This window comes from Mycobacterium sp. (genome assembly GCF_039583805.1).
Classification (GTDB): domain Bacteria; phylum Actinomycetota; class Actinomycetes; order Mycobacteriales; family Mycobacteriaceae; genus Mycobacterium.
The window spans coordinates 1-22,427 of the sequence record NZ_JAVKSH010000058.1; the positions used below are offsets into that span (position 1 = coordinate 1).

18 protein-coding genes are annotated in these 22,427 nt (G+C 68.5%); 9 read left to right on the top strand and 9 right to left on the bottom strand.

The genetic code is table 11. The features are described 5' to 3' along the window. Nucleotides 1-56: 56 nt before the first annotated feature. The 4 genes from ABDW21_RS09645 to ABDW21_RS09660 form a co-directional block, all read right to left on the bottom strand. Nucleotides 57-1,208, bottom strand: a complete 1,152-nt coding sequence (locus ABDW21_RS09645) for an Mrp/NBP35 family ATP-binding protein (RefSeq protein ID WP_343710354.1) — start codon at nucleotides 1,206-1,208, stop codon at nucleotides 57-59. 36 nt (nucleotides 1,209-1,244) lie between these two features. Then, nucleotides 1,245-2,603, bottom strand: coding sequence for a lytic murein transglycosylase (locus ABDW21_RS09650; protein ID WP_343710355.1), 1,359 nt, complete (start codon nucleotides 2,601-2,603; stop codon nucleotides 1,245-1,247). Nucleotides 2,604-2,769: 166 nt separating this feature from the next. Beyond that, on the bottom strand, nucleotides 2,770-3,315 hold the full coding sequence (locus ABDW21_RS09655; protein WP_343710356.1) for a DUF1003 domain-containing protein: 546 nt from the start codon (nucleotides 3,313-3,315) through the stop codon (nucleotides 2,770-2,772). Next, nucleotides 3,312-4,607 (bottom strand): CBS domain-containing protein, encoded by a 1,296-nt coding sequence (locus tag ABDW21_RS09660; RefSeq protein ID WP_343710357.1) that lies wholly within the window; start codon nucleotides 4,605-4,607, stop codon nucleotides 3,312-3,314. The genes ABDW21_RS09655 and ABDW21_RS09660 overlap by 4 nt, the downstream gene beginning before the upstream one ends. Before the next feature lie 24 nt (nucleotides 4,608-4,631). On the opposite strand from ABDW21_RS09660, the gene ABDW21_RS09665 reads away from it, so the two are divergent. The 6 genes from ABDW21_RS09665 (at nucleotide 4,632) to ugpC (ending at nucleotide 10,618) form a co-directional block, all read left to right on the top strand. Then, nucleotides 4,632-5,603: a CoA ester lyase gene (locus ABDW21_RS09665; protein WP_343710358.1), complete on the top strand. Its 972-nt coding sequence runs from the start codon at nucleotides 4,632-4,634 to the stop codon at nucleotides 5,601-5,603. A gap of 91 nt (nucleotides 5,604-5,694) precedes the next feature. Further along, nucleotides 5,695-6,210 (top strand): general stress protein, encoded by a 516-nt coding sequence (locus ABDW21_RS09670; protein WP_343601419.1) that lies wholly within the window; start codon nucleotides 5,695-5,697, stop codon nucleotides 6,208-6,210. A gap of 84 nt (nucleotides 6,211-6,294) precedes the next feature. After that, entirely contained in the window at nucleotides 6,295-7,698 is a 1,404-nt protein-coding gene (locus tag ABDW21_RS09675) for an extracellular solute-binding protein (protein WP_343710359.1), read from the top strand. After that, the gene (locus ABDW21_RS09680; RefSeq protein ID WP_343601415.1) at nucleotides 7,695-8,606 is read left to right on the top strand and encodes a sugar ABC transporter permease; all 912 of its coding nucleotides are present in this window, start codon (nucleotides 7,695-7,697) and stop codon (nucleotides 8,604-8,606) included. Before ABDW21_RS09675 ends, ABDW21_RS09680 begins: the two co-directional genes overlap by 4 nt. Before the next feature lie 4 nt (nucleotides 8,607-8,610). Continuing rightward, a complete protein-coding gene (locus ABDW21_RS09685) occupies nucleotides 8,611-9,435 on the top strand; it encodes a carbohydrate ABC transporter permease (RefSeq protein ID WP_343601428.1) in 825 nt (274 codons plus the stop codon). 4 nt (nucleotides 9,436-9,439) lie between these two features. After that, nucleotides 9,440-10,618, top strand: coding sequence for a sn-glycerol-3-phosphate ABC transporter ATP-binding protein UgpC (gene ugpC, locus ABDW21_RS09690; RefSeq protein WP_343601413.1), 1,179 nt, complete (start codon nucleotides 9,440-9,442; stop codon nucleotides 10,616-10,618). A gap of 52 nt (nucleotides 10,619-10,670) precedes the next feature. On the opposite strand, the gene corA is transcribed toward ugpC, so the two are convergent. Then, nucleotides 10,671-11,777, bottom strand: coding sequence for a magnesium/cobalt transporter CorA (gene corA / locus ABDW21_RS09695; protein ID WP_343710363.1), 1,107 nt, complete (start codon nucleotides 11,775-11,777; stop codon nucleotides 10,671-10,673). A gap of 214 nt (nucleotides 11,778-11,991) precedes the next feature. On the opposite strand from corA, the gene ABDW21_RS09700 reads away from it, so the two are divergent. Genes ABDW21_RS09700 through ABDW21_RS09710 form a run of 3 tightly spaced genes read left to right on the top strand, consistent with a single transcriptional unit; the run spans nucleotide 11,992 to nucleotide 15,052 of the window. Continuing rightward, nucleotides 11,992-12,981 (top strand): malate dehydrogenase, encoded by a 990-nt coding sequence (locus tag ABDW21_RS09700; RefSeq protein ID WP_343710360.1) that lies wholly within the window; start codon nucleotides 11,992-11,994, stop codon nucleotides 12,979-12,981. Between the two features lie 20 nt (nucleotides 12,982-13,001). Next, nucleotides 13,002-14,201, top strand: coding sequence for an NADP-dependent malic enzyme (locus ABDW21_RS09705; RefSeq protein ID WP_343601409.1), 1,200 nt, complete (start codon nucleotides 13,002-13,004; stop codon nucleotides 14,199-14,201). A gap of 26 nt (nucleotides 14,202-14,227) precedes the next feature. Beyond that, a complete protein-coding gene (locus ABDW21_RS09710; protein WP_343710364.1) occupies nucleotides 14,228-15,052 on the top strand; it encodes a glycine betaine ABC transporter substrate-binding protein in 825 nt (274 codons plus the stop codon). A 4-nt stretch (nucleotides 15,053-15,056) separates the two neighbouring features. Here the strand turns inward: ABDW21_RS09710 and ABDW21_RS09715 are convergent, their stop codons facing one another. The 4 genes from ABDW21_RS09715 to ABDW21_RS09730 form a co-directional block, all read right to left on the bottom strand. After that, nucleotides 15,057-15,884, bottom strand: a complete 828-nt coding sequence (locus ABDW21_RS09715; protein WP_343601407.1) for an SDR family oxidoreductase — start codon at nucleotides 15,882-15,884, stop codon at nucleotides 15,057-15,059. 98 nt (nucleotides 15,885-15,982) lie between these two features. Then, complete coding sequence (locus tag ABDW21_RS09720; protein WP_343710361.1) at nucleotides 15,983-19,639, bottom strand: multifunctional oxoglutarate decarboxylase/oxoglutarate dehydrogenase thiamine pyrophosphate-binding subunit/dihydrolipoyllysine-residue succinyltransferase subunit; 3,657 nt, start codon at nucleotides 19,637-19,639, stop codon at nucleotides 15,983-15,985. A 132-nt stretch (nucleotides 19,640-19,771) separates the two neighbouring features. After that, a complete protein-coding gene (locus ABDW21_RS09725) occupies nucleotides 19,772-19,900 on the bottom strand; it encodes a hypothetical protein (RefSeq protein WP_343601404.1) in 129 nt (42 codons plus the stop codon). A 330-nt stretch (nucleotides 19,901-20,230) separates the two neighbouring features. Then, nucleotides 20,231-22,207 (bottom strand): alkaline phosphatase family protein, encoded by a 1,977-nt coding sequence (locus ABDW21_RS09730; RefSeq protein WP_343710362.1) that lies wholly within the window; start codon nucleotides 22,205-22,207, stop codon nucleotides 20,231-20,233. Nucleotides 22,208-22,427: the final 220 nt, after the last annotated feature.

Consider the following 22,427-nt stretch of genomic DNA (forward strand, 5'->3'; position numbering starts at 1 on the left):
CCGGCGCCCTTCGACGCCGACGCGACCTGAAGCGGGTGGGGCGCCGCCGAACCGGCCTACCGGCGGGCCGGATCCAGCCCCAGCGACATGCCGGCCAGGCCGCGGCGCCGGGCGGACAGGCGGTCGGCTATGCCGCGTAGTTCCTTGCCGCAGGCCGAGTCGGGGGCGCTGAGCACGATCGGCACGCCGGCGTCGCCGGCGGCCACCAGAGCGGGATCCAGCGGGATCTGACCGAGCAGCGGGACGTCGACGCCGACGGCGCGGGTCAGTCGTTCGGCGACCTGCAGGCCGCCGCCTTCGCCGAACACCGGCAGCTGTGAGCCGTCCGGCAAGACCAGCCAGGACATGTTTTCCACCACGCCGACCAGGCGCTGGCGAGTCTGCAGCGCTATGCTGCCCGCCCGTTCGGCCACCTCCGCGGCGGCCAGCTGCGGTGTGGTCACCACCAGGATCTCCGCGTTCGGGACCAGTTGGGCCACCGAGATGGCAATGTCGCCGGTGCCCGGCGGCAGGTCGAGCAGCAGGACGTCCAGATCACCCCAGTACACGTCGGCCAAAAACTGCTGCAACGCCCGGTGCAGCATCGGGCCGCGCCACACCACGGGGGTGTTGCCCTGGGTGAACATCGCGATGGAGATCACCCTGACGTCGTGGGCGATCGGTGGCAGAATCATCGACTCGACCTGGGTGGGCCGATCGGTGACGCCCATCATCCGCGGGACGGAGTGGCCGTGGATGTCGGCGTCGAGCAGCCCGACGGAGAGCCCGCGTGCGGCCATCGCCGCGGCCAGGTTCGCGGTCACGCTGGATTTCCCGACGCCGCCCTTGCCCGACGCCACGGCGTACACCCGGGTCAGCGAGCCGGGTTGGGCGAACGGGATCTCCGGTTCATGGGCGTCGCCGCGCAGCTGTTTGCGCAGTTCGGTGCGCTGCTCGTCGCTCATCACGTCCAGGCTGACCGTGACTGCGCCGGTGCCGGGGACGTCGGAGACCGCCGTGCGGACCTCCTCGGTGATCTGGGATTTTTTCGGGCAGCCGGCGGTGGTCAGGTAGATCTCGACGTGCACGGTGTGGCCGGCGTCCACGCTGATGCTCTTGACCATCCCGAGTTCGGTGATCGGGCGACGCAGCTCGGGGTCGATGACCCTGGCAAGCGCGGTGCGGATGCGGGCAGTCAGTTCGGCGGCGTCATCAGGCGTTGCGGACATCACCGCCGAGTGTAGGCGTCCGGCGACGAGTGCCGCTCAGCCCGCCGGGCCGGGCAGCGGCCCGGGACCCGACGGTGGGACAGCCGGCGGGACGGCAGGCGCACCAGCCGGCGGGACGGCAGGCGCACCGGCCGGCGGGACGGCAGGCGCACCGGCCGGCGGGACGACGGGCGCACCAGCCGGCGGGACGGCAGGCGGGGGCGGAGGCGGTGGCGGTGGCGGAGGCGGGGCCTCGGGTGGCGGTGCAGGAGGCCACGGCGGGCTCAGCCACGGCGGCTGGCTCAGCCACGGCGGCTGCTGGGCCGCCGCGTCCTGCTGCTCGACGCAGATCAGGGTGCACGTCGGCGCCCGCGGCGCCGTCGCCTGCCATGGCCACATCGGCGTGGTGGCGGCCCCGGGCGGGCTCAGGTCGATCAGCGGCGACTGCGCCAGTGGGTCGGTGGACGGCAAGCCGTGCATGTTGAGCGGCAGGCCCGGTCCGAGTCCTTCCGGGCTTTCCAGGTGGACGTCGCCCAGCGGTGGCGCGGGACCGGTGAGCGGCGGCAGATCGACCGGCACCACGCCGGTGGCGTACGCCGCAGCCCAGCCGAGCACGTTGCGGGCGTAGGGCATCGAGTTGTTGTAGCGCAGGATCGCGGCCGACACCTGCGACTGGTCACGCAGATTGAGCCCGCCGGAACACAGGTACCGAGCGGCCGCCAACGTGGAGTCGTACAGGTTCTGCGGGTCGGCTGTCCCGTCGCCGTCGCCGTCGGCGGCGTAGCGCGCCCAGGTGCCGGGCAGGAACTGCATCGGCCCGATCGCCCGGGCGTAGATGACCCGGCCGCCCACGTTGCTCGCGACGATGACCTCGTTTCCGGGCAGCGTGCCGTCCAGTGCCGGGCCGAAGATGGGCCGGACCGCCGTGCCGCGGGCGTCGGTCGCGCCACCGTTGGCGTGCATGGATTCGATGCGCCCCACGCCGGCCAACAAGTTCCAGCTGATCCCGCATGCGGGGTCGGCCGCGGCCATCATCCGTTCGGCGTTGCGGTATGCCGACAGTGCCATCGTCGGGATGCCCAGCGCGCCAGGCGAAGTCACGACCCTCGATGGAGGCGGCGCGGATGTGGTGGCCGCCGCGATGTGCAGGCCGCGCGGCGCCCGCCGCGCTGCGACCACCCGCGGGCCGTTGGCATTCTTGGATGTCGGCACGACGGCGGCCACCGGGGTGATGTCGGCGCCGTGCATCGTCGGCCGCGGCGGCGGGTAGGGCGGAGCCTCCGCGCCGACGACCCCGGCGAAGACCAGCGCGGTGATCGCGACGATGCCCAGTGCCGGGGTGTGGGCCAGCCGAATTGCCCGCTGCCGCAGTGCGGCAAAGGCTCGGCGTCCACCCGAGCGACCCCCTGTGCGCACTCGACCGTCCTTGAGTACTCGAGCGATATCCGGGCGCTCCCGACACCCGCCTGGGTCTCGTGAACTGAAGTCACCATACATAACTCGTGGGACGCGAGTGGCAACAATGGCGCACTCTTTCCGACGTCTGTGTCGGCGCGGCAGCCGGCGGGGCGGTGTCCGCGGTCTACTCGGCTTTCGCGGAGTGGCGGGACGCGCCGTCGGCGGGACGCGCCGACGCGTGCTCGACGCGGTCCGGGTGCCGTTGTTCGAGCAGCACGCGCAGCCCTTCGAGCTCACGGCGCAGGTGGTCGCGGGTCTTGGCCACGTCGCCGATGGCCAGGCGCAGTGCGGCCAGCTCGCGGGCCAGATACTCGGTGTCGGCCTTGGTCTGGAGGGCGCGGCGGCGATCCTCGTCGAGCGCGAGGCGGTCGCGGTTCTCCTGGCGATTCTGGGCCAGCAGTATCAGCGGTGCCGCGTAGGCCGCCTGCGTGGAGAACGCCAGGTTGAGCAGGATGAACGGGTACGGATCCCAGCGCAGGCTGACCGCGTAGACGTTCAGCCCGATCCAGGCCACCACCGCGGCGGTCTGCATCAGCAGGTATCGGCCGGTGCCGAAGAACCGGGCGACCGATTCGGTGAGCCGGCCGACGGCCTCCGGATCGACCCGGGGCGCGCTCACCCGCGAGGTGCGCGGAGTGTACAGCCGCTGGCGCGACGGCGAGTTGCTCACCGCGCTCCTCCGGCGGCCCCCAGCGCCGGCGCGTCCGGGTTGACCCGCCAGTCGTGCGGCAGCATGTGGTCGAGCACGTCGTCGACGGTCACCGCACCCAACAGGTGATGCTCGTCGTCGACCACCGGTCCGCAGACCAGGTTGTAGGCCGCGAAATAGCGGGTCAGCGCCGGCAGTGAGGTTTCCGGCGCCAGGCCGGGCAGGTCGGTGTCGACGAGACCGCCCACCAGCTCCGCAGGCGGCTCGCGCAGCAACCGTTGCAGCGCGACACACCCCAGGTAATACCCCGTCGGCGTGGCTGTCGGAGGGCGGACCACGAACACCAGCGACGACACGGCAGTGGTCAGGTCCGGGTCGCGGACCCGGGCCAGCGCCTCGGCCACCGAGGTGTCGGCCCCCACCACCACCGGGTTGGGAGTCATCAGGCCGCCCGCGGTGTCGGGTGAATGCCTCAGTAGGCGTCGCACCGGATCCGACTCGCCGGGGTCCATCAGGGCCAACAGCGTCTCGGTGTCGGTCGGGTTCATCACGCCGAGCAGGTCGGCGGCGTCGTCGGGGTCCATTTCCGCCAGCACGGCGGCCGCGCGTGCGGTGCCCAACTGACGCAGGACGTCGGCCTGGTCCTCTTCGGACAGCTCTTGCAGGACGTCGGCCAGCCGCTCGTCGTCGAGCGCGTTGACCACCTCGTAGCGCCGCTTCTGGGGCAGGTCGCGCAGCGCGTCGGCCACCTCGATCGGACGGCGGCCCTCGAATTGGTGCAGCAGCTGCGCCACCCCCTGCCCGGGCAGGGCCAGCGTCGACGGCGTCAGGCCGACCACGTCGTGCCAGTCCACCACGAAGACGCGCCCGCGCCGGCCCAGCCGCCGCGGCAGGCGGACGGCGACCCGGGTGACCAGCCAGTCGCGGGTCCGGGTCTGTTCCATGCCCACGTCGGTGATGACGACGTTGAGGTCGGCCAGCTGCGGCAGCCCGGGATCGTTGACCCGGACCTTGGTGTCGAGTAGCTGCCCCAGCGCCAGCGCTTCGCCGGGCCGCTGCTCGAAGCGGTGCAGCGACACGCTGGAGGTGTTGAGTGTCACCGCATGCGGCTCGATTGCCGCGACCCGCAGGATCGGCACGAAAATCCTTCGGCGGGTGGGCAATTCAACGACGAGGCCGAGGACCCGGGGCTGCCGGCGGACGATGCTGATGCTGATGACGACGTCGCGCACCCTGCCGAGCGACTCGCCGATCGGGCCGAGCACGAGCATGCGCGCCAGCCGCGCCGCGTAGACCCTGTCGATCGACGTCATGATCCACAGAGTAGGAGTGAAACGGTGACCACGGCCTATCGACCCCGCCGGACCTGCCTGTCGGTTCCGGGCAGCAGCGCGACGATGATCGACAAAGCCACAACGTTGCCCGCCGACCAGGTCTTCCTCGACCTGGAAGATGCCGTCGCACCCGACGCCAAGGGCCCGGCCCGCACCCGGGTCGCCGCCGCGCTCGCCGGCGCCGGCTGGGCGGGCCAGTTGCGCGGGGTCCGCGTCAACGGCTGGGCCACGCCGTGGACCCACGCAGACGTCATCGAGGTGGTGTCGGCGGTCGGTGCCGCACCCGGCGCCCGGCTCGATGTCGTGGTGCTGCCCAAGGTCTCCGACGTCTCGCACGTGCAGGCCCTCGACCTGTTGCTGACCCAGGTGGAAACCCTGCACGGGCTGCCGGTCGGCGGCATCGGGATCGACGCGCAGATCGAAGACGCCCGCGGGCTGCGCAACGTCGACGCGATTGCGGCCGTGCCCCGGGTGCAGGCGCTGGTGCTGGGCCCCGCGGACCTGATGGCGAGCCTCAACATGCGCACGCTGGTGGTGGGCGAGCAGCCCGACGGCTACGACGTCGGCGACGCCTACCACCACGTGTTGATGACGATCCTGGTCGCGGCGCGCGCGCACGGCATCGCCGCCGTCGACGGCCCGTACCTTAAGGTCCGCGACGTGGACGCATTCCGGCGGGTGGCGGCCCGCTCGGCGGCGCTGGGCTACGACGGCAAATGGGTGCTGCACCCGGATCAGATCGCCGCCGGCAACGAGATCTTCAGCCCCCGCCAGGCCGAGTACGACCACGCGGAGCTGATTCTGGAGGCTTACGCCTGGCACACCTCCGCCGCGGGCGGGGCCCGGGGAGCGGTGATGCTCGGCGACGAGATGATCGACGAGGCCAGCCGCAAGATGGCGCTGGTGATCGCCGCCAAGGGGCGTGCCGCCGGGATGGCGCGCACGTCCGGCCCGTTCGTGCCGCCGACGGCCTGATCGGCCGAATAGCGCGACGCCGGTCGCCGTCGCGGAGCAGAATGACGCGGAGCAGGACAATCAGAACAGTGCGGAGCAGAATAAGGTCGCGATGACCAGCCCTTACCAGCCCGGACAGGTTCCCCGCGCCACGCCCGCCGGCGGGCGCGCCACCCCCGGATTGCCAACCCCGCCCAGGGGCTGGCCGGTCGGGTCCTACCCCACCTACGCCGAGGCGCAACGGGCTGTCGACTTCCTGTCCGAGCAACAGTTTCCGGTGCAGCAGGTGACGATCGTCGGCGTCGACCTGATGCAGGTCGAGCGGGTCACCGGCCGGCTGACCTGGCCGAAGGTGCTCGGCGGCGGCGTGCTCAGCGGGGCCTGGCTCGGCCTGTTCATCGGGCTGGTGCTGGGTTTCTTCAGCCCCAACCCGTGGGCGGCGTTGACCACCGGTCTGATCGCCGGCGTGTTCTTCGGGCTGATCACCTCGGCGGTCCCGTACGCGATGGCGCGCGGCACGCGGGATTTCAGTTCCACGATGCAGTTGGTCGCGGGCCGTTACGACGTGCTGTGCGATCCCCAGAACGCCGAGAAGGCCCGCGATCTGCTGGCGCGACTTGCGCTGTGACACCGGCGCACGCGGCGTGTTGCACGGCACGCGCGGTGGGCTCTACGGTTCTGGCGCGGGGTCGACGAACGAGAGGTGGGTGCGGTGGCGAGTCCGCGCGGGCGCGCGCGCCGGCTGGGTGCAGCCGCGCTGACGGCCGCCTCGGTGCTGGCATCGTGCTCGTCGGCCTGCAACGCTGACGTGGTCGGCGTCTACACGCCGGCCGACGACGCCGCCACGTTCAGCGCGATCGCCAAGAGCTGCACCGATCAGCTCGGCGGGCGATTCACCATCCGGCAGTTCAGCCTGCCGAAATCGGCCGACGACCAGCGGCTGCAGCTGGCCCGTCGGCTCACCGGCAACGACCGCAGCCTCGACGTGATGGCCCTCGACGTGGTGTGGACCGCGGAATTCGCCGACGCGGGCTGGATCGTTCCGCTTGCCGACGACCCCGCCGGCCGGGCCGAGGCCGACGCCGTCGACGACACCCTGCCGGGCCCGCTGGAGACGGCTCGTTGGCGGCATAGGCTCTACGCGGCACCCGTCACCACCAACACCCAATTGCTCTGGTACCGGGCGGATTTGATGGACAGCCCGCCCGCCACCTGGGACGCCGCGGTGGCCGAGGCGATCCGGTTGCACGCCGCGGGTCAGCCCAGCTGGATCGCGGTGCAGGCCAAGCAGTACGAGGGCCTGATGGTGTGGTTCAACACCCTGCTGGCCAGCGCCGGCGGCCGGGTGCTCGCCGACGACGGCACGACCGTCACGCTGACCGACACGCCCGCCCATCGGGCGGCCACCGTCACCGCACTGCAGATCATGAAGTCGGTGGCGACCGCGCCCGGCGCCGACCCGTCGATCACCCAGACCGACGAGGCCACGGCGCGGCTGGCCCTCGAGGAGGGCAAGGCCGCGCTCGAGGTCAACTGGCCGTTCGTGCTGCCCTCGATACTGGAGAACGCGGTGAAGGGAGGGGTGGCGTTCCTGCCGCTGGACAAACGGCCCGGCCTCGCCGGCAGCGTCGACAACCTCGGCACGTTCATTCCCACCGACGAGCAGTACCGGGCGGCCTACGACGCCGCGCGGGACGTGTTCGGTTTCGCGCCGTATCCCGGCGTGCGGGCCGACAAGGCGGCCACAGTGACGATCGGCGGGTTGAACCTCGCGGTGGCCAGGACCACCCGTCACAAAACCGAGGCGTTCGAGGCCGTCAGATGCCTGCGCAGCGTGGGCAACCAGAGGTACGTCTCGGTCGAGGGCGGCCTGCCCGCGGTGCGCGCGTCGCTGTACTCCGACCCGCAGTTCCAGGCGAAATACCCGATGTATGAGATCATCCGCCGGCAGCTGACCGACGCCGCGGTGCGGCCGGTGACACCGGTGTACCAAGCGGTGTCGACCCGGATCTCGGCGACGCTGGCCCCGATCAGCGCCATCGACCCGGAGCGAACCGCCGACGCGCTCGCCGTGCAGGTGCGCAAGGCCATCGACGGACAGGGCCTGATCCCATGACGGCGGCCACCGCGGCGCCGGCGGCCGCGCCCGCCGAGAACCGAAGGTCCGAGCGGCGACTGGCCGTCGCGCTGATCGCCCCGGCGGTGATCTTGATGCTGGCGGTGACCGCCTACCCGATCGGCTACGCGGTATGGCTGAGCGTGCAGCGAAACAACCTGGCCGCGCCCGCCGACACCGCATTCGTCGGCCTGGCCAACTACCACACCATCCTGACCGACCGGTTGTGGTGGACGGCGCTGGCGGTGACGTCGGCGATCACCGTGATCTCGGTGGCGATCGAGTTCGTGCTCGGCCTGGCGCTGGCGCTGGTGATGCACCGGACCCTGGTCGGCAAGGGCACGGTGCGCACCGCTGTGCTCATCCCGTACGGCATCGTCACGGTGGCTGCGTCCTACAGCTGGTACTACGCCTGGACGCCGGGCACCGGCTACCTGGCGAACCTGCTGCCGGGCGGCAGCGCGCCGCTGACACAGCAGATTCCGTCGCTGGGCATCATCGTCGTCGCCGAGGTCTGGAAGACGACCCCGTTCATGGCGCTGCTGCTGCTCGCGGGGCTGGCCTTGATCCCGGAGGATCTGCTCAAAGCAGCGCAGGTCGACGGGGCCGGCGCCTGGCGACGGCTGGTGCGGATCATCGTGCCGCTGATCAAACCGGCCATCTTGGTCGCGCTGCTGTTCCGCACGCTGGACGCGTTCCGCATTTTCGACAACATCTACGTGCTCACCGGCGGCTCCAACGACACCGACTCGGTGTCGATGCTGGGTTACGACAACTTGTTCAAGGGTTTCAACGTCGGCCTCGGCTCGGCGATCTCGGTGTTGATCTTCGGGTGTGTGGCCCTCATCGCGTTCGTCTTCGTCACGGTGTTCGGTGCGTCGGCGCCCGGCGGTGACGGCCATGGCTGAGCGCATCGGTGCGCGGCGGGCCGTCGGCTGGGCGGTCATCGACGCCCTGGTGGTGAGCTACGCGCTGCTGCCGGTGCTGTGGATCCTGTCGCTGTCGCTGAAGCCGACACCACAGGTCAAAGACGGCAAGCTGATTCCGTCGTCGGTGACGTTCGACAACTACCGGGGGATTTTCCGCGGCGACATCTTCAGCTCGGCGCTGGTCAACTCGCTCGGGATCGGGTTGATCACCACCGTGATCGCCGTGGTGATCGGCGCCATGGCTGCGTATGCGGTTGCCCGGCTGGATTTTCCCGGCAAGCGGCTGCTGATCGGTTCCGCTCTGTTGATCGCTATGTTCCCTCAAATATCGCTTGTCACACCGATTTTCAACATCGAACGCCGGGTCGGCCTGTTCAACACCTGGGCCGGCCTGATCATTCCCTACATCACCTTCGCCTTGCCGCTGGCCATCTACACGTTGTCGGCGTTCTTCCGCGAGATCCCCTGGGACCTGGAGAAGGCGGCCAAGATGGACGGCGCCACACCGGGCCAGGCCTTTCGCAAAGTGATCGCCCCGCTGGCAGCCCCGGGCATCGTGACCGCCGCGATCCTGGTGTTCATCTTCGCCTGGAACGACCTGCTGCTGGCGCTCTCGCTGACCGCAACCACGGCGGCGATCACCGCTCCGGTGGCGATCGCCAACTTCACCGGCAGTTCGCAGTTCGAAGAGCCGACCGGGTCGATTGCCGCCGGCGCGATGGTGATCACCGTCCCGATCATCGTGTTTGTTCTAATCTTCCAACGACGGATTGTCGCCGGTTTGACGTCCGGGGCGGTGAAGGGATAGCGCGATGGCCGAGATTGTGTTGGACCACCTGACCAAGAGTTACCCCGACGGCGCGACGGCCGTGCAGGATCTCAGCATGACGATCGCCGACGGCGAGTTCGTCATCTTGGTCGGGCCGTCCGGCTGCGGCAAGAGCACAACGTTGAATATGATTGCCGGACTGGAAGATATCTCCTCGGGCGAGTTGCGTATCGGCGGTGAGCGGGTCAACGAGAAGGCGCCCAAAGACCGGGACATCGCGATGGTGTTCCAGTCCTACGCGCTCTATCCCCACATGACGGTGCGGCAGAACATCGCGTTTCCGCTGACATTGGCCAAGATGAAGAAGGCGGACATTGCGGAGAAGGTCGACGAAGTCGCGAGAATCCTTGACCTGACTGGTTTTTTGGACCGTAAGCCTGCGCAGCTGTCAGGGGGTCAACGGCAGCGGGTGGCGATGGGCCGTGCGATTGTGCGCCATCCCAAGGCTTTTCTGATGGACGAGCCGTTGTCCAACCTGGACGCCAAGCTGCGGGTGCAGATGCGAGGCGAGATCGCCCGGCTGCAGCGACGGCTCGGCGCCACGACCGTCTACGTCACCCACGACCAGACCGAGGCGATGACGCTGGGCGACCGGGTGGTGGTGATGCGCTCCGGGGTGGCGCAGCAGATCGGAACCCCCGACGAGCTGTACGAGCGGCCGGTCAACTTGTTCGTCGCGGGGTTCATCGGCTCGCCGGCGATGAACTTCTTCCCCGCCGCCCTGACGCCGACCGGGCTGAACCTGCCGTTCGGCGAGGTCACGCTGACCCAACCGGTCCTCGACGTGCTCGCATCGCACCGCAGCCCGGACAGCGTCATCGTCGGGGTGCGGCCCGAGCATCTGCAGGACGCCGCGTTGATCGACGGCTACCAGCGCATCAGGGCGCTGACGTTCGAGGCGAAAGTCGACATGGTCGAGTCGTTGGGCGCCGAGAAGTACGTGTACTTCACCACCGAGGGCGCTGTGGTGCGCTCCGAGCAGCTCACCGACCTGGATGCCGAACCCACCGGCGGTGAGCACGAATTCGTGGCCCGGGTTCCGTCGGAGACGAAAGCCACGAAGGGCAACTCGATCGAGTTGGCTGTCGACACGTCGAAACTGGTTGTCTTCGACGCCGACACCGGTGTCAACCTGACTTTGCCGGCGCCCGCGGACTCGTGAGGCGCCGCCCGGTCGCGGCGCCCACCCGAGTAATCGGCCCAGAAGCCGTGCGCTACAGCCAGTCTCGGCGGCGGAAGTTGCGGTAGAGGACCAGGCACGCACCGACCATCAGCGCGAGCGCCGCCGGGTAGCCCCAGATGACGTGCAATACCGGCATGAACTCGAAGTTCATTCCCCAGATTCCGGCGAACATGGTGGGCACCGCCACGATGCCCGCCCAGGCTGACATCTTGCGCATGTCGGTGTTCTGCTGCATGCCGACCCGGGCCAGCGCGGCCTGCACCAGCGAGGTGAGATTCTCGGCGTAGCCGGCGATCTGTTCGGCGGCCTGCATCTGGTGGTCGGCCACGTCGCGCAAATACCGGCGCACCTCTTTGGCAATCAGGTCCTTGTGCTCGGTCTGCATCCGCTGGAACGGGACCGACAGCGGGGTGACGCAGCGGCGCAGCTCGACGACCTCGCGCTTGAGCTGGTAGATCGGCTCGACGTCGGTGCGCTGGCCGGGCGCGAACGCCACCTCTTCGATGGCGTCGATGTCGGTCTCCATCAGGCTGGTGACCTCGAGGTAGTGGTCGACGACGTAGTCGGCGATGGCGTGCATCACCGCGAACGGACCCCGTCGCATGTGCTCGGGGTTGGCATCCATCCGCTTGCGCACGTAGGAGAGCCCGCCGTGTTCGCCGTGGCGGACGGTGACCACGAAGTCGCGGCCGACGAAGATCATGATCTCGCCGGTCTGGACGATCTCGCGGGCCAGCACCACCGAGTCGTGGCTGACGTAGTTCACCGTTTTCAACACCAGGAACAGGGTCTCGTCGTAGCGCTCCAGCTTGGGCCGCTGGTGGGCGTGCACGGCGTCCTCGGCGGCCAGCGGATGCAGCCCGAAAACCTCCGCCACCTCCTGCATCTGGTGCTCGGTGGGCTCGTGCAGCCCGATCCAGACGAAGGCGTCCTGGCCGGCGTCCTCGATCTCGCGCACCTTGGCCAGCGCAGCGGAGTGCGAGTACACGCCGGGCAGCCGGTGGCCGTCGGCATAGACGCCACAGTCGACCATGGCCCGCTCGACCGGTTTGCCAGCCGGCCGGGTTCCCGGCTCGGCGGACCCGGCTCGTGCCACCGGCCGCAGCGATGGCGGTAGCGCGCGAAACGATGGCATCAGGTCGATCTCCGGTCGAAGCTGCTCCAGCGACGGCCATGCTACGCGCCTCGTACGGAGCCGCCCACGGTCCGGTCCGTTGAGCTGCGCCGACCCGTGCCGTCGACACGGTGGGCGACCATCGGTCCCGGACCCGGCGGGCCCGGCGCGGGTGAGTGCGCTAGTTTCGACGCGGCAACCTCCCGCCACCTGTCCTTCTGCACGAGGAGTTCTCGACGTGAGCACAACGCCCCTGAAGGTCGCCGTCACCGGCGCCGCCGGCCAGATCGGCTACAGCCTGCTGTTCCGCCTCGCCAGCGGCTCGTTGCTGGGTGCGGATCGCCCGATCGAGCTGCGGCTGCTCGAGATCGAGCCCGCGATGAAGGCGCTCGAGGGTGTCGTGATGGAACTCGACGACTGCGCCTTCCCGCTGCTGTCCGGCGTGCAAACCGGCGCCGACCCGAACACGATCTTCGACGGCGTCAACCTGGCGTTGCTCGTCGGCGCCCGTCCGCGCGGGCCGGGCATGGAGCGTAGCGATCTGCTGGAGGCCAACGGCGCGATCTTCACCGCGCAGGGCAAGGCCCTCAACTCCGTCGCCGCCGCCGACGTCCGTGTCCTGATCACCGGCAACCCGGCCAACACCAACGCGCTGATCGCGATGAGCAACGCCCCCGACATCCCGCGGGAGCGATTCACCGCCCTCACCCGCCTGGACCACAACCGGGCGATCTCGCAGCTGGCGAAGAAGACCGGTGCGAAGGTCACCGACGTCACCAAGATGACGATCTGGGGCAACCACTCGGCCACCCAGTACCCCGACCTGTTCCACGCCGAGGTGGGCGGTCGCAACGCCGCCGAGGTGGTGGGCGACCAATCGTGGATCGAGAACGAGTTCATCCCGACCGTCGCCAAGCGCGGCGCGGCGATCATCGACGCCCGAGGCGCCTCGTCGGCCGCGTCGGCCGCGTCGGCCACCGTCGACGCCGCCCGGGACTGGCTGCTGGGCACTCCCGAGGGCGACTGGACCTCGATGTCGGTCATCTCCGACGGCTCCTACGGCGTGCCGGAAGGCCTGATCTCGTCGTTCCCGGTCACCACCGCGGGCGGCGACTGGAGCATCGTGGGCGGACTTGAGATCGACGAGTTCTCCCGCGGCCGGATCGACAAGTCCACCGCCGAGCTCGCCGATGAGCGCGCGGCGGTCACCTCGCTCGGGCTGATCTGAACGCGCAGTACCCTGAGGCGGTGCCCGACAACCCGCACGCGACGGAAAGCTTCCCGGTGACAAGCCCCCGGATCGTCGTCGCGGACGAGGAGATCTTCGAGGCCCACGTCGCCGGGAAGATCTCGGTGCAGCCGAAGGCCCCGCTGGACACCCGGCGTGCGTTGTCGATCGCCTACACCCCGGGGGTGGCGCAGGTCAGCCGGGCGATCGCCGCGGACCACACCCTGGCGGCCCGCTACACCTGGGCGCACCGGCTGGTGGCGGTGGTCAGCGACGGCAGCGCGGTGCTGGGGCTGGGCGACATCGGCGCCGCGGCCGCGCTGCCGGTGATGGAGGGCAAGAGCGCGCTGTTCAAGACGTTCGGCGGGTTGGACGCCATCCCGCTGGTGCTGGACACCAAAGACCCGGACGAGATCGTGCAGACGCTGGTGCGGCTGCGCCCGTCGTTCGGCGCGGTCAACCTGGAGGATATCGCTGCCCCGCGCTGTTTCGAGGTCGAGCGCCGCCTGATCGACGCGCTGGACTGCCCGGTCATGCACGACGACCAGCACGGCACCGCGATCGTCGTGCTGGCGGCGTTGTTCGGCGCCACGAAGGTGCTCGACCGCGATATGCAGTCGCTTCGCATCGTGATCTCCGGGGTCGGCGCCGCCGGGGTGGCGTGCGCCAACATCCTGCTGTCCGCGGGGATTTCGGACATCACCGTGCTGGATTCCCGGGGCATCCTGCATCCCGGCCGCGACGAGTTGACCAGCGTCAAGGCGGCGCTGGCGCAGCGCACCAACCCCGACGGGCTCCGCGGCGGCATGGTGGAGGCGCTGGAAGGCGCCGACATGTTCCTCGGCGTCTCGGGCGGCCTGGTTCCCGAGGAGCTGATCGCGACGATGGCCCCGGGCGGCATCGTGTTCGCGCTGTCCAACCCCGACCCCGAGATCCACCCCGACGTGGCCGCCAAATACGCGGCCGTCGTCGCGACCGGGCGCAGCGATTTCCCCAACCAGATCAACAATGTGCTGGCATTCCCCGGGGTGTTCCGGGGTGCGTTGGACGCCGGGGCACGGCGGATCACCGAGAAGATGAAGATCGCTGCGTCCGAGGCGATCTTCGCCGTCGTCAGCGACGACGTGGCGCCGGACCGGATCGTTCCGAGCCCGCTGGACCCCCGGGTCGCGCCGGCGGTCGCTGCCGCGGTGGCCGCCGCTGCAGACCGCGCGGGGTGATCCCCGTCAGGTTTGTAGCGGCTGCGCTGGCGCTCGCCGCCGCGCTGGTGCCGGCCGGATGTGGCCGCTCGCGACCCGCCGTACATGAGCTGGCGGTCGGGTCCCGGCCGGACGCGCCGTCGGTGCTGCTCGCCGACGTCTACGTCGCGGCGCTGCGCTCCTACGGTTTCCCGGCGCGCTCTGCCTCGGCGGCCGACCCGCTGGCCAGGCTTGACTCCGGTGCGTTCACCGTCGTGCCCGGATTCACCGGACAGGTGTTGCAGGCCTTCGATCCCGGCGCGAAGGTGCGATCCGACGAGCAGGTCTATCGCGCGATGGTCGGGGCGCTGCCTGAGGGGATCGCGGCCGGGGACTACGCGACCGTGGCGCAGGACAAGCCCGCTCTGGCGGTGACCCGGTCGACGGCTCACGCGTGGGGCTCCGACGATCTGAGCGTGTTGCCGCGGCACTGCGCCGGACTGGTCGTCGGCTCGCTCGTCGGGGCCCGGACGCCGTCGCAGATCAGCAGCTGCCGGCTGCCCTCGGCGCACGAATTCCTTGACGCGACAATGCTTTTCGGTGCGCTACGAGCGGGCGAGCTGACCGCCGCGTGGACCACCACCGCCGCCGCCGACGTTCCGGCCGACGCGGTCGTGCTGGCCGACGGCAAGCCCGCGCTGATCGCGGCGGAGAACGTGGTGCCGTTGTACCGCCGCAACGAGCTGACCGACCGGCAGCTGTTGGCCGTCAACGAGGTGGCCGGCGTACTGGACACCGCCGCGCTGGTCGACATGCGCCGGCAGGTCGCCGCCGGCGCCGACCCGCAGGCGGTCGCCGACGCGTGGCTGGGCGAACACCCGCTGGGGCGCTAACGCGTCAGCGCGCTGCCGGCATCATCCGTCCCCACGCCGCCGCGAACAGCCGCTGGTAGCCCGAGCCGGTCAGCCGCACGAGCAGGTCGAGGACCTTGGCGTCCGGGCCGACCAGCACCCTCGCCCGGTTCTTGCGCACGGCGTCGAGGATGATCCGCGCGGCCCGCTGCGGGCTGGTCAGGGTCAGCTTGTCGAACAGCTCGGCCACCGCGTCGGCGTCCACCCCTTCGGCGGCGGTGGCGTTGCGGGCGATCGCCGTTTTGATGCTGCCGGGGTGCACGCACGTCACCGTGACCGGATGCCCGGCCAGCATCATTTCCTGACGCAGCGCCTCGGTGAAGCCGCGCACCGCGAATTTGGCCGAGTGGTAGGCGGCCTGCCCGGGCACCGAGAAGAGCCCGAAGATGCTGGAAATGTTGACGACGTGGCCGTCGCCGGAGGCGATCAGATGCGGCAGGAAGGCTTTGGTGCCGTTGACCACGCCCCAGAAGTCAACGTCCATCACCCGTTCGATGTCTTTGAACTGGCTGACTTCGACGTCGCCGGTGAAGGCGATCCCGGCGTTGTTGTAGATCTGGTTGACCTTGCCGAAGTGGCGGTGGACCTCGTCGGCGTAGGCCAGGAACGCCTCCCGTTCCGTCACATCGAGCCGGTCCGCTTTCACCGGCGCGCCGATGGCCTTCAACCGCTCCTCGGTCTGCGCCAGCCCCTCGGTGTCGACGTCGCAGATCGCCAGCCGGGCACCCGAGCCGCCCAACTCGACGGCCAGCGCCTGCCCGATGCCCGAACCCGCGCCCGTGACCACGGCGACCTTGCCCGCAAAACCCTGCATGAACTCTCCCTCACTGCGCGAGCGTGCGTGTCTGTACGACGACGCGCCCTCAGACTTAAGTGGTCGCTGACACTTTACGCACGCTCGCGCAGCTGGGTTCAGGCGAACGCCAGGTCGACGATCTCCTGCTGCTCGACGGCGTGCACCTTCGACGAACCCGACGACGGCGCCGACATCGCCCGCCGGGAGATCCGCCGCAACCCCGTCAGCTTGTCGGGCACCATCTCGGGCAGCTCCAGGCCGAACCGCGGCCACGCACCCTGGTTGGCCGGTTCCTCCTGCACCCAGAAGTACTCGTGGGCGTTCGGGTAGCGGCCCAACGTCTCGCCGAGCCGGCGCTTGGGCAGCGGCGCCAGCTGTTCGATGCGCACGATCGCGACGTCGTCGCGGCCGTCCCTGGCCTTTCGCGCGGCCAGCTCGTAGTACAGCTTGCCGCTGGTCAGCAGGACCCGCCGCACCGCGGTCCGGTCGCCGACGCCGTCCTCGTAGGCGGGTTCCTCGAGCACCGAGCGGAACTTGATCTCGGTGAAGTCCTTGATATCGCTGACCGCCGCCTTGTTGCGCAGCATCGACTTCGGCGTGAACACGATCAGCGGCCGCTGGACGCCGTCGAGAGCGTGCCGGCGCAGCAGGTGGAAGTAGTTCGCCGGGGTCGACGGCACGGCGACCGTCATCGAACCCTCCGCCCACAGTTGCAGGAAGCGTTCGATGCGCCCGGAGGTGTGGTCCGGGCCCTGGCCCTCGTGGCCGTGCGGCAGCAGCAGCACCACGTTGGACAACTGCCCCCACTTGGCCTCCCCGGAGCTGATGAACTCGTCGATGATCGACTGGGCGCCGTTGACGAAGTCGCCGAACTGCGCCTCCCACAACACAAGTGCGTCCGGGTTGCCCACGGTGTAGCCGTACTCGAAGCCGACCGCGGCGAACTCCGACAGCGGCGAGTCGTAGACCAGGAACTTACCGCCGGTCGGGCTGCCGTCGGCGTTGCGGGCCAGCAGTTGCAGCGGGGTGAACTCCGCGCCGGTGTGGCGGTCGATGATCACCGAATGCCGCTGCGAGAAGGTGCCACGTTTGGTGTCCTGGCCCGACAGCCGCACCAACTTGCCCTCGGCCACCAGCGATCCCAGCGCCAGCAGCTCGCCGAACGCCCAGTCGACCTTGCCTTCGTAGGCCATCTCGCGGCGTTTCTCCTGCACCGGCCGCACCCGCGGGTGCACGGTGAAGCCCTCCGGAAACGCCAGTTGGGCGTCGCCGATCCGGGCCAGCAGTGCCTTGTCCACCGCGGTCGAGAGGCCCCGCGGGACCTGCTGAGTGGACTCCACCGACGCACTGGGCTGCGCCTCGTGCTTCTCCAGTTCCCTTACCTCGTTGAACACCCGCTCCAACTGGCCCTGGTAGTCGCGCAGAGCGTCTTCGGCTTCCTTCATCGAGATGTCGCCGCGCCCGATCAACGCTTCGGTGTAGGTCTTGCGGACCCCGCGCTTGGTGTCGATCACGTCGTACATGTACGGGTTGGTCATCGACGGGTCGTCGCCCTCGTTGTGGCCACGCCGGCGGTAGCACAGCATGTCGATGACGACGTCCTTCTTGAACTTCTGCCGGAAGTCCACCGCCAGCCGCGCCGCCCACACGCACGCCTCGGGGTCGTCGCCGTTGACGTGAAAGATCGGCGCCCCGATCATTTTCGCGACGTCGGTGCAGTATTCGCTGGACTTGGAGTGCTCGGGCGAGGTGGTGAAGCCGATCTGGTTGTTGACGATGATGTGGATGGTGCCGCCGACCCGGTAGCCGGGCAGCAGCGCCATGTTCAACGTCTCGGCCACCACGCCCTGCCCGGCGAAGGCGGCGTCGCCGTGCAGCATCATCGGCATGACCGAGAAACCCTGTTCTCCTGCGCCCTTGTCGAGCAGGTCCTGCTTGGCCCGCACCAGTCCCTCCAGCACCGGGTCGACGGCATCCAGGTGCGACGGGTTCGCGGTCAGCGACACCGCAATGTCGTTGTCGCCGAACATCTGGATGTAGACGCCGGTGGCGCCGAGATGGTATTTGACGTCGCCGGAGCCGTGCGCCTGCGCCGGGTTCAGGTTGCCTTCGAACTCGGTGAAGATCTGCGAGTAGGGCTTGCCGACGATGTTGGCCAGCACGTTGAGCCGGCCGCGGTGCGGCATACCGATGACGACTTCGTCGAGTCCGTGCTCGGCGCACTGGTCGATCGCCGCGTCCATCATCGGAATGACAGTCTCCGCGCCCTCCAACGAGAAACGTTTTTGCCCAACGTATTTGGTCTGCAGGAATGTCTCGAAGGCTTCGGCGGCGTTGAGCTTGCTCAAGACGTACTTCTGCTGGGCCACGGTCGGCTTGTCGTGTTTGACCTCGATGCGCTGCTGCAGCCACTGCTGCTGCTCGGGTTCGAGAATGTGGGTGTACTCCACACCGACGTGGCGGCAGTACGCGTCGCGCAGTATCGACAACACGTCGCGCAGCTTCATGTACTGCGCTCCGGCGAAGCAGCCGTCCACCTTGAACGCCCGATCCAGGTCCCACAGTGTCAGCCCGTGGGTCAACACGTCGAGGTCGGGGTGGCTGCGGAAACGGGTTTTGTCCAGCCGCAGCGGGTCGGTGTCGCTCATCAGGTGCCCGCGGTTGCGGTAGGCGGCGATCAGCTCGATGACGCGGGGGTTCTTGTCGACGATCGAGTCGGGGTTGTCCGGCCGCCAGCGCACCGGCAGGTAGGGAATGCCGAGCTCACGGAAGATTTCGTCCCAGAAATCGTCGCTGAGCAGCATTTCGTGGATGGTGCGCAGGAAGTCGCCGGATTCCGCGCCCTGGATGATGCGGTGGTCGTAGGTCGACGTCAGGGTGATCAGCTTGCCGATGCCCAGCTCGGCGATGCGTTGTTCGCTGGCGCCCTGGAACTCGGCGGGGTACTCCATCGCGCCCACGCCGATGATCGCACCCTGGCCGGTCATCAGCCGCGGCACCGAGTGCACGGTGCCGATGGTGCCCGGATTCGTCAACGAAATCGTCACACCGGCAAAGTCTTCGGCGCTCAGCTTGCCGTCGCGGGCCCGGCGCACGATGTCTTCGTAGGCGGTGACGAACGGGGCGAAACGCATGGTCTCGCAGCGCTTGATGGCCGCTACCACCAACGTACGCTTACCGTCCTTACCCGCGAGGTCGATGGCCAGGCCCAGATTGGTGTGCGCCGGTGTGACGACGTTCGGCTTGCCGTCGACCTCGGCGAAGTGCCGGTTCATGTTCGGGAACTTCTTGATCGCTTGCACCACGGCGTAGCCCAAGATGTGGGTGAACGAGATTTTGCCGCCGCGGTTGCGCTTGAGCTGGTTGTTGATGACGATCCGGTTGTCGATCATCAGCTTGGCCGGGACCGCCCGCACACTGGTCGCCGTCGGCAACCCGAGCGAGGCGGACATGTTCTTGACGACGGCCGCCGCGGCGCCGCGCAGCACCTGCACGTCGTCGCCGTCGGCAGCGGCCGGGGTGGCGGGTGCGGCCGGCGCGGCGGCGGCGCGGTTGCCGACGTCGGGGGCCGGTGCCGACGGCGGCGGGGCGGCCGGGGCGGCCGGGGCGGGCGGCCGGCCGTCGGCCGCGGTGTCGATCGTCGGCTCGGGGTTGTAGTCGACCAGGAATTCGTGCCAGCTCGGATCGACCGAGGAGGGGTCGTCGCGGAACTTGCGGTACATCTCGTCGACCAGCCATTCGTTTTGCCCGAACGGCGAATTCGTGGTGCTCACAGCAGCTGCTCGCCTCGATTCCTCGACTCCGCCAATTGCGCCAGGTGTGCCGGCGCATCTGACATCCGCGGCGGTCTGTCCCCGCCCCGTCAAGGCTAACGCTTCACCGGCATCTCGCGAGGCGGACCAGCATCAGGCCGGCTGCCCGGTGCGCTGACGATCACCCGGCACCGACAGCGTCTCCGGCACCGACAGCGTCTCCGGCACCGACAGCGTCTCCGGCACCGACAGCGTCTCCGGCACCGACAGCGTCTCCGGCACCGACAGCCCGAGGATGGCATGCTGCTCGAAAGCGATGCCGTATGCGATATCACCGTTGTCGGCGATGTCGGCGACGTCGGCAGGATGGGGCGCTCCGAGGGGAGCTGTCCCGGTGACAGATCGAGCAACTCCTCGGTAAGTTCTCGTGGTGCTCCCGCCGAGTTGAAAGCCACTTGAAGAGGTTCGGATAATTTAGTGACAAATTGGTTATAAAGTAACGCTTGTGCGCAGCAGCGCGAAACACAGGTCGGCGTCGTTGCCGGACCACTTACACCGAATCAGCGATAGACCCGAAGTTCCGCATTCGGCCGCAGCTGCCGGGGTCGACCGTTATTTCCAGAAAGCGTTCATGGGTTGGGCGTACATGTCGTTGGCGGTGAGCGGGGCCAGCGTTCCTGGCGTGGCACGCAAGGCGTCTTCAATGGTGGCCATCAGGCCGTACTGGTTGTAGTAAGCGTCGGTGGTGAAGGGGCCGGATTGCATCCCTCCGGCCGTCACGGCGTCCTGGTTCGGGATGACGATCATCGGAACGTTGTTGCCGTCGTTGCCGAAGCCCAGTGACAGGTTGTTGTTGTCTTCGTCGAACGTGACGATGATCGCATCCTTCTGGTTCGGGTCAGTCCACGTTGGCGAGTTTTCAATGGTGGACACCTCTTGCTGGACGAACTGGTCGCCGGCTGCGACGTTGTACTGGTGGTTCGTGAGCTCGCTGGTAACGAAGTGGGCAAAGCCGCCAAGAGTATTGACGGGGCCTTCCATGTTGTTGGCCTCGTTGGCAGCGATCCAGGTGAAGTCCGGGAAGGTACTCGGGTCTTTGAGATCGGTGGACAACTGCGTCAGCGGGAGCAGGTGTTCCTGCAAGTAGGCGGGGGTGTTGTCGTAGACGTAGCTGAATTGGGCGAAGGGTAATTGGTCGACGGCGTAATTACCCGATGAGACGATGTCACCCGGGTAGGGCATGCTCTGCGCGTAGCCTGCCCACGATACGCCCGCCTGATCCATTTCTTGCATGAGGCTGGGCGCGTCAATCGAATTCGAAGCTTGGTTGTCGTCGATGCCGAAGTCCGATCCGCCCATGATCCGGAAGTAGTTGGGGTCGCTGGGGTGACCCAGAGCGTAGTAGTTGTCCGCATATCCGTAGGTGTTGATCAGGCTGTTGATGTACGGCGCGTTGGGGCTGCCGACGATGTCGCCGACGCCCTTGTTCTCCATGTAGATCAGGAATACGTGATCCAGGTGGCCGACGTCGGACGTCGGTGGGGTGAGCGGCGCCGCGGTGAGGCTTGGATCGCCGACGGTGAACGACTCGTCAGCGGCGTAGGCGCCGTTGTAGTTGCCGAGGAACGGGTTTTCGTCGTGGAAGGTCACGGTCACCTGCGCGGAGGTGGCGCCCTCCGGCACCGTCCCTGAGATGTCGCGTTGCTCAAACCCGCTCAGGAAAAGGCGATCCCATACCGTGACCGGATTGAGCGAGCCGGTGCCCACAACGTCCCCGTCGGCGTTGAGGAAGCTGACCTGCTCTGAGGTGTAGGACGGGTTCAAGCCTTGACCGCCGAGATCTGCGCTCAGCGTGTACGGAGTTCCGGCTGCGCCGCTGAGGTCGACGGTTTGGCTGATGCTGGACGTGGCCACGGGCCCGCCGCCCGCGAAATAGTCATCGCCCGGGGGGGTGCCCGGGGGCGCCTCCGGAAATCCCAGTAACCCCGTCAGCTTCGGGAACGCAAACGAGAATGGCGACGGATAACCGCGCGGGGCGCCGAAAGCGATTACGGTCGGGGTGCCGGTCTCGGTCCAGCCCGGAATGGTCACCCCGCTGTAGCCCGACCCGGACGGGTCGGCCATTTTGAAGCCGGGGTCGACCAGCAAGTTCTGACTCATCGGCTGCGCACCGGCGCTGGGATCGGCAGCGGGATCGACCTGGTTGAACCAGGTGTTGAGCGCGGTGTCCACCTGCTGACCCAACGCGCTGCCAATCCAGTCCTGCTCCAGCCCGTGCAACCAGGCATCAGCCGGACTGGCCGCAGCCACCGAACCCACATCAGCGGCACGCACACCGAGGCTGCCCAGCTCCGGAACCGCCCTGGAAACGGCAGCCAGATCGTCCAACGAACCCGTCATCGCATTGAGGACCGAGTCAATGATTACGTCAAACTCATCGGCACGGGCCTTGGGCGCAGAAGCCAGCGGCCCCAGCCCCAACGTCAAAAACGCGCTGATCGCGCCGGTCAACCCAACCGCACGCCAACGCCGGCGAGCCATCGCTTTGCGTGAAGTCGGGTTTTCCTGCCTGGGAATTCGATGAGCCATGGCCTAACCTTCCTCAGACTTCGTCAAGCAATTAAGCAGCATCCGGTTACCAAGCAGCCAAGCCGCCGGATCGCAGAACAGACTCCAAGCAGCCGATGGATCAGACGGCCTCGCCCAATCAGTGGCACCCACGCCAACACAGCTTAGGTCCAAACCAATCCAACCGGTGCAGAAATCCAGACCTGTGTTGGGGTCCAGAGTTGCGACGCTCGTACCCAGC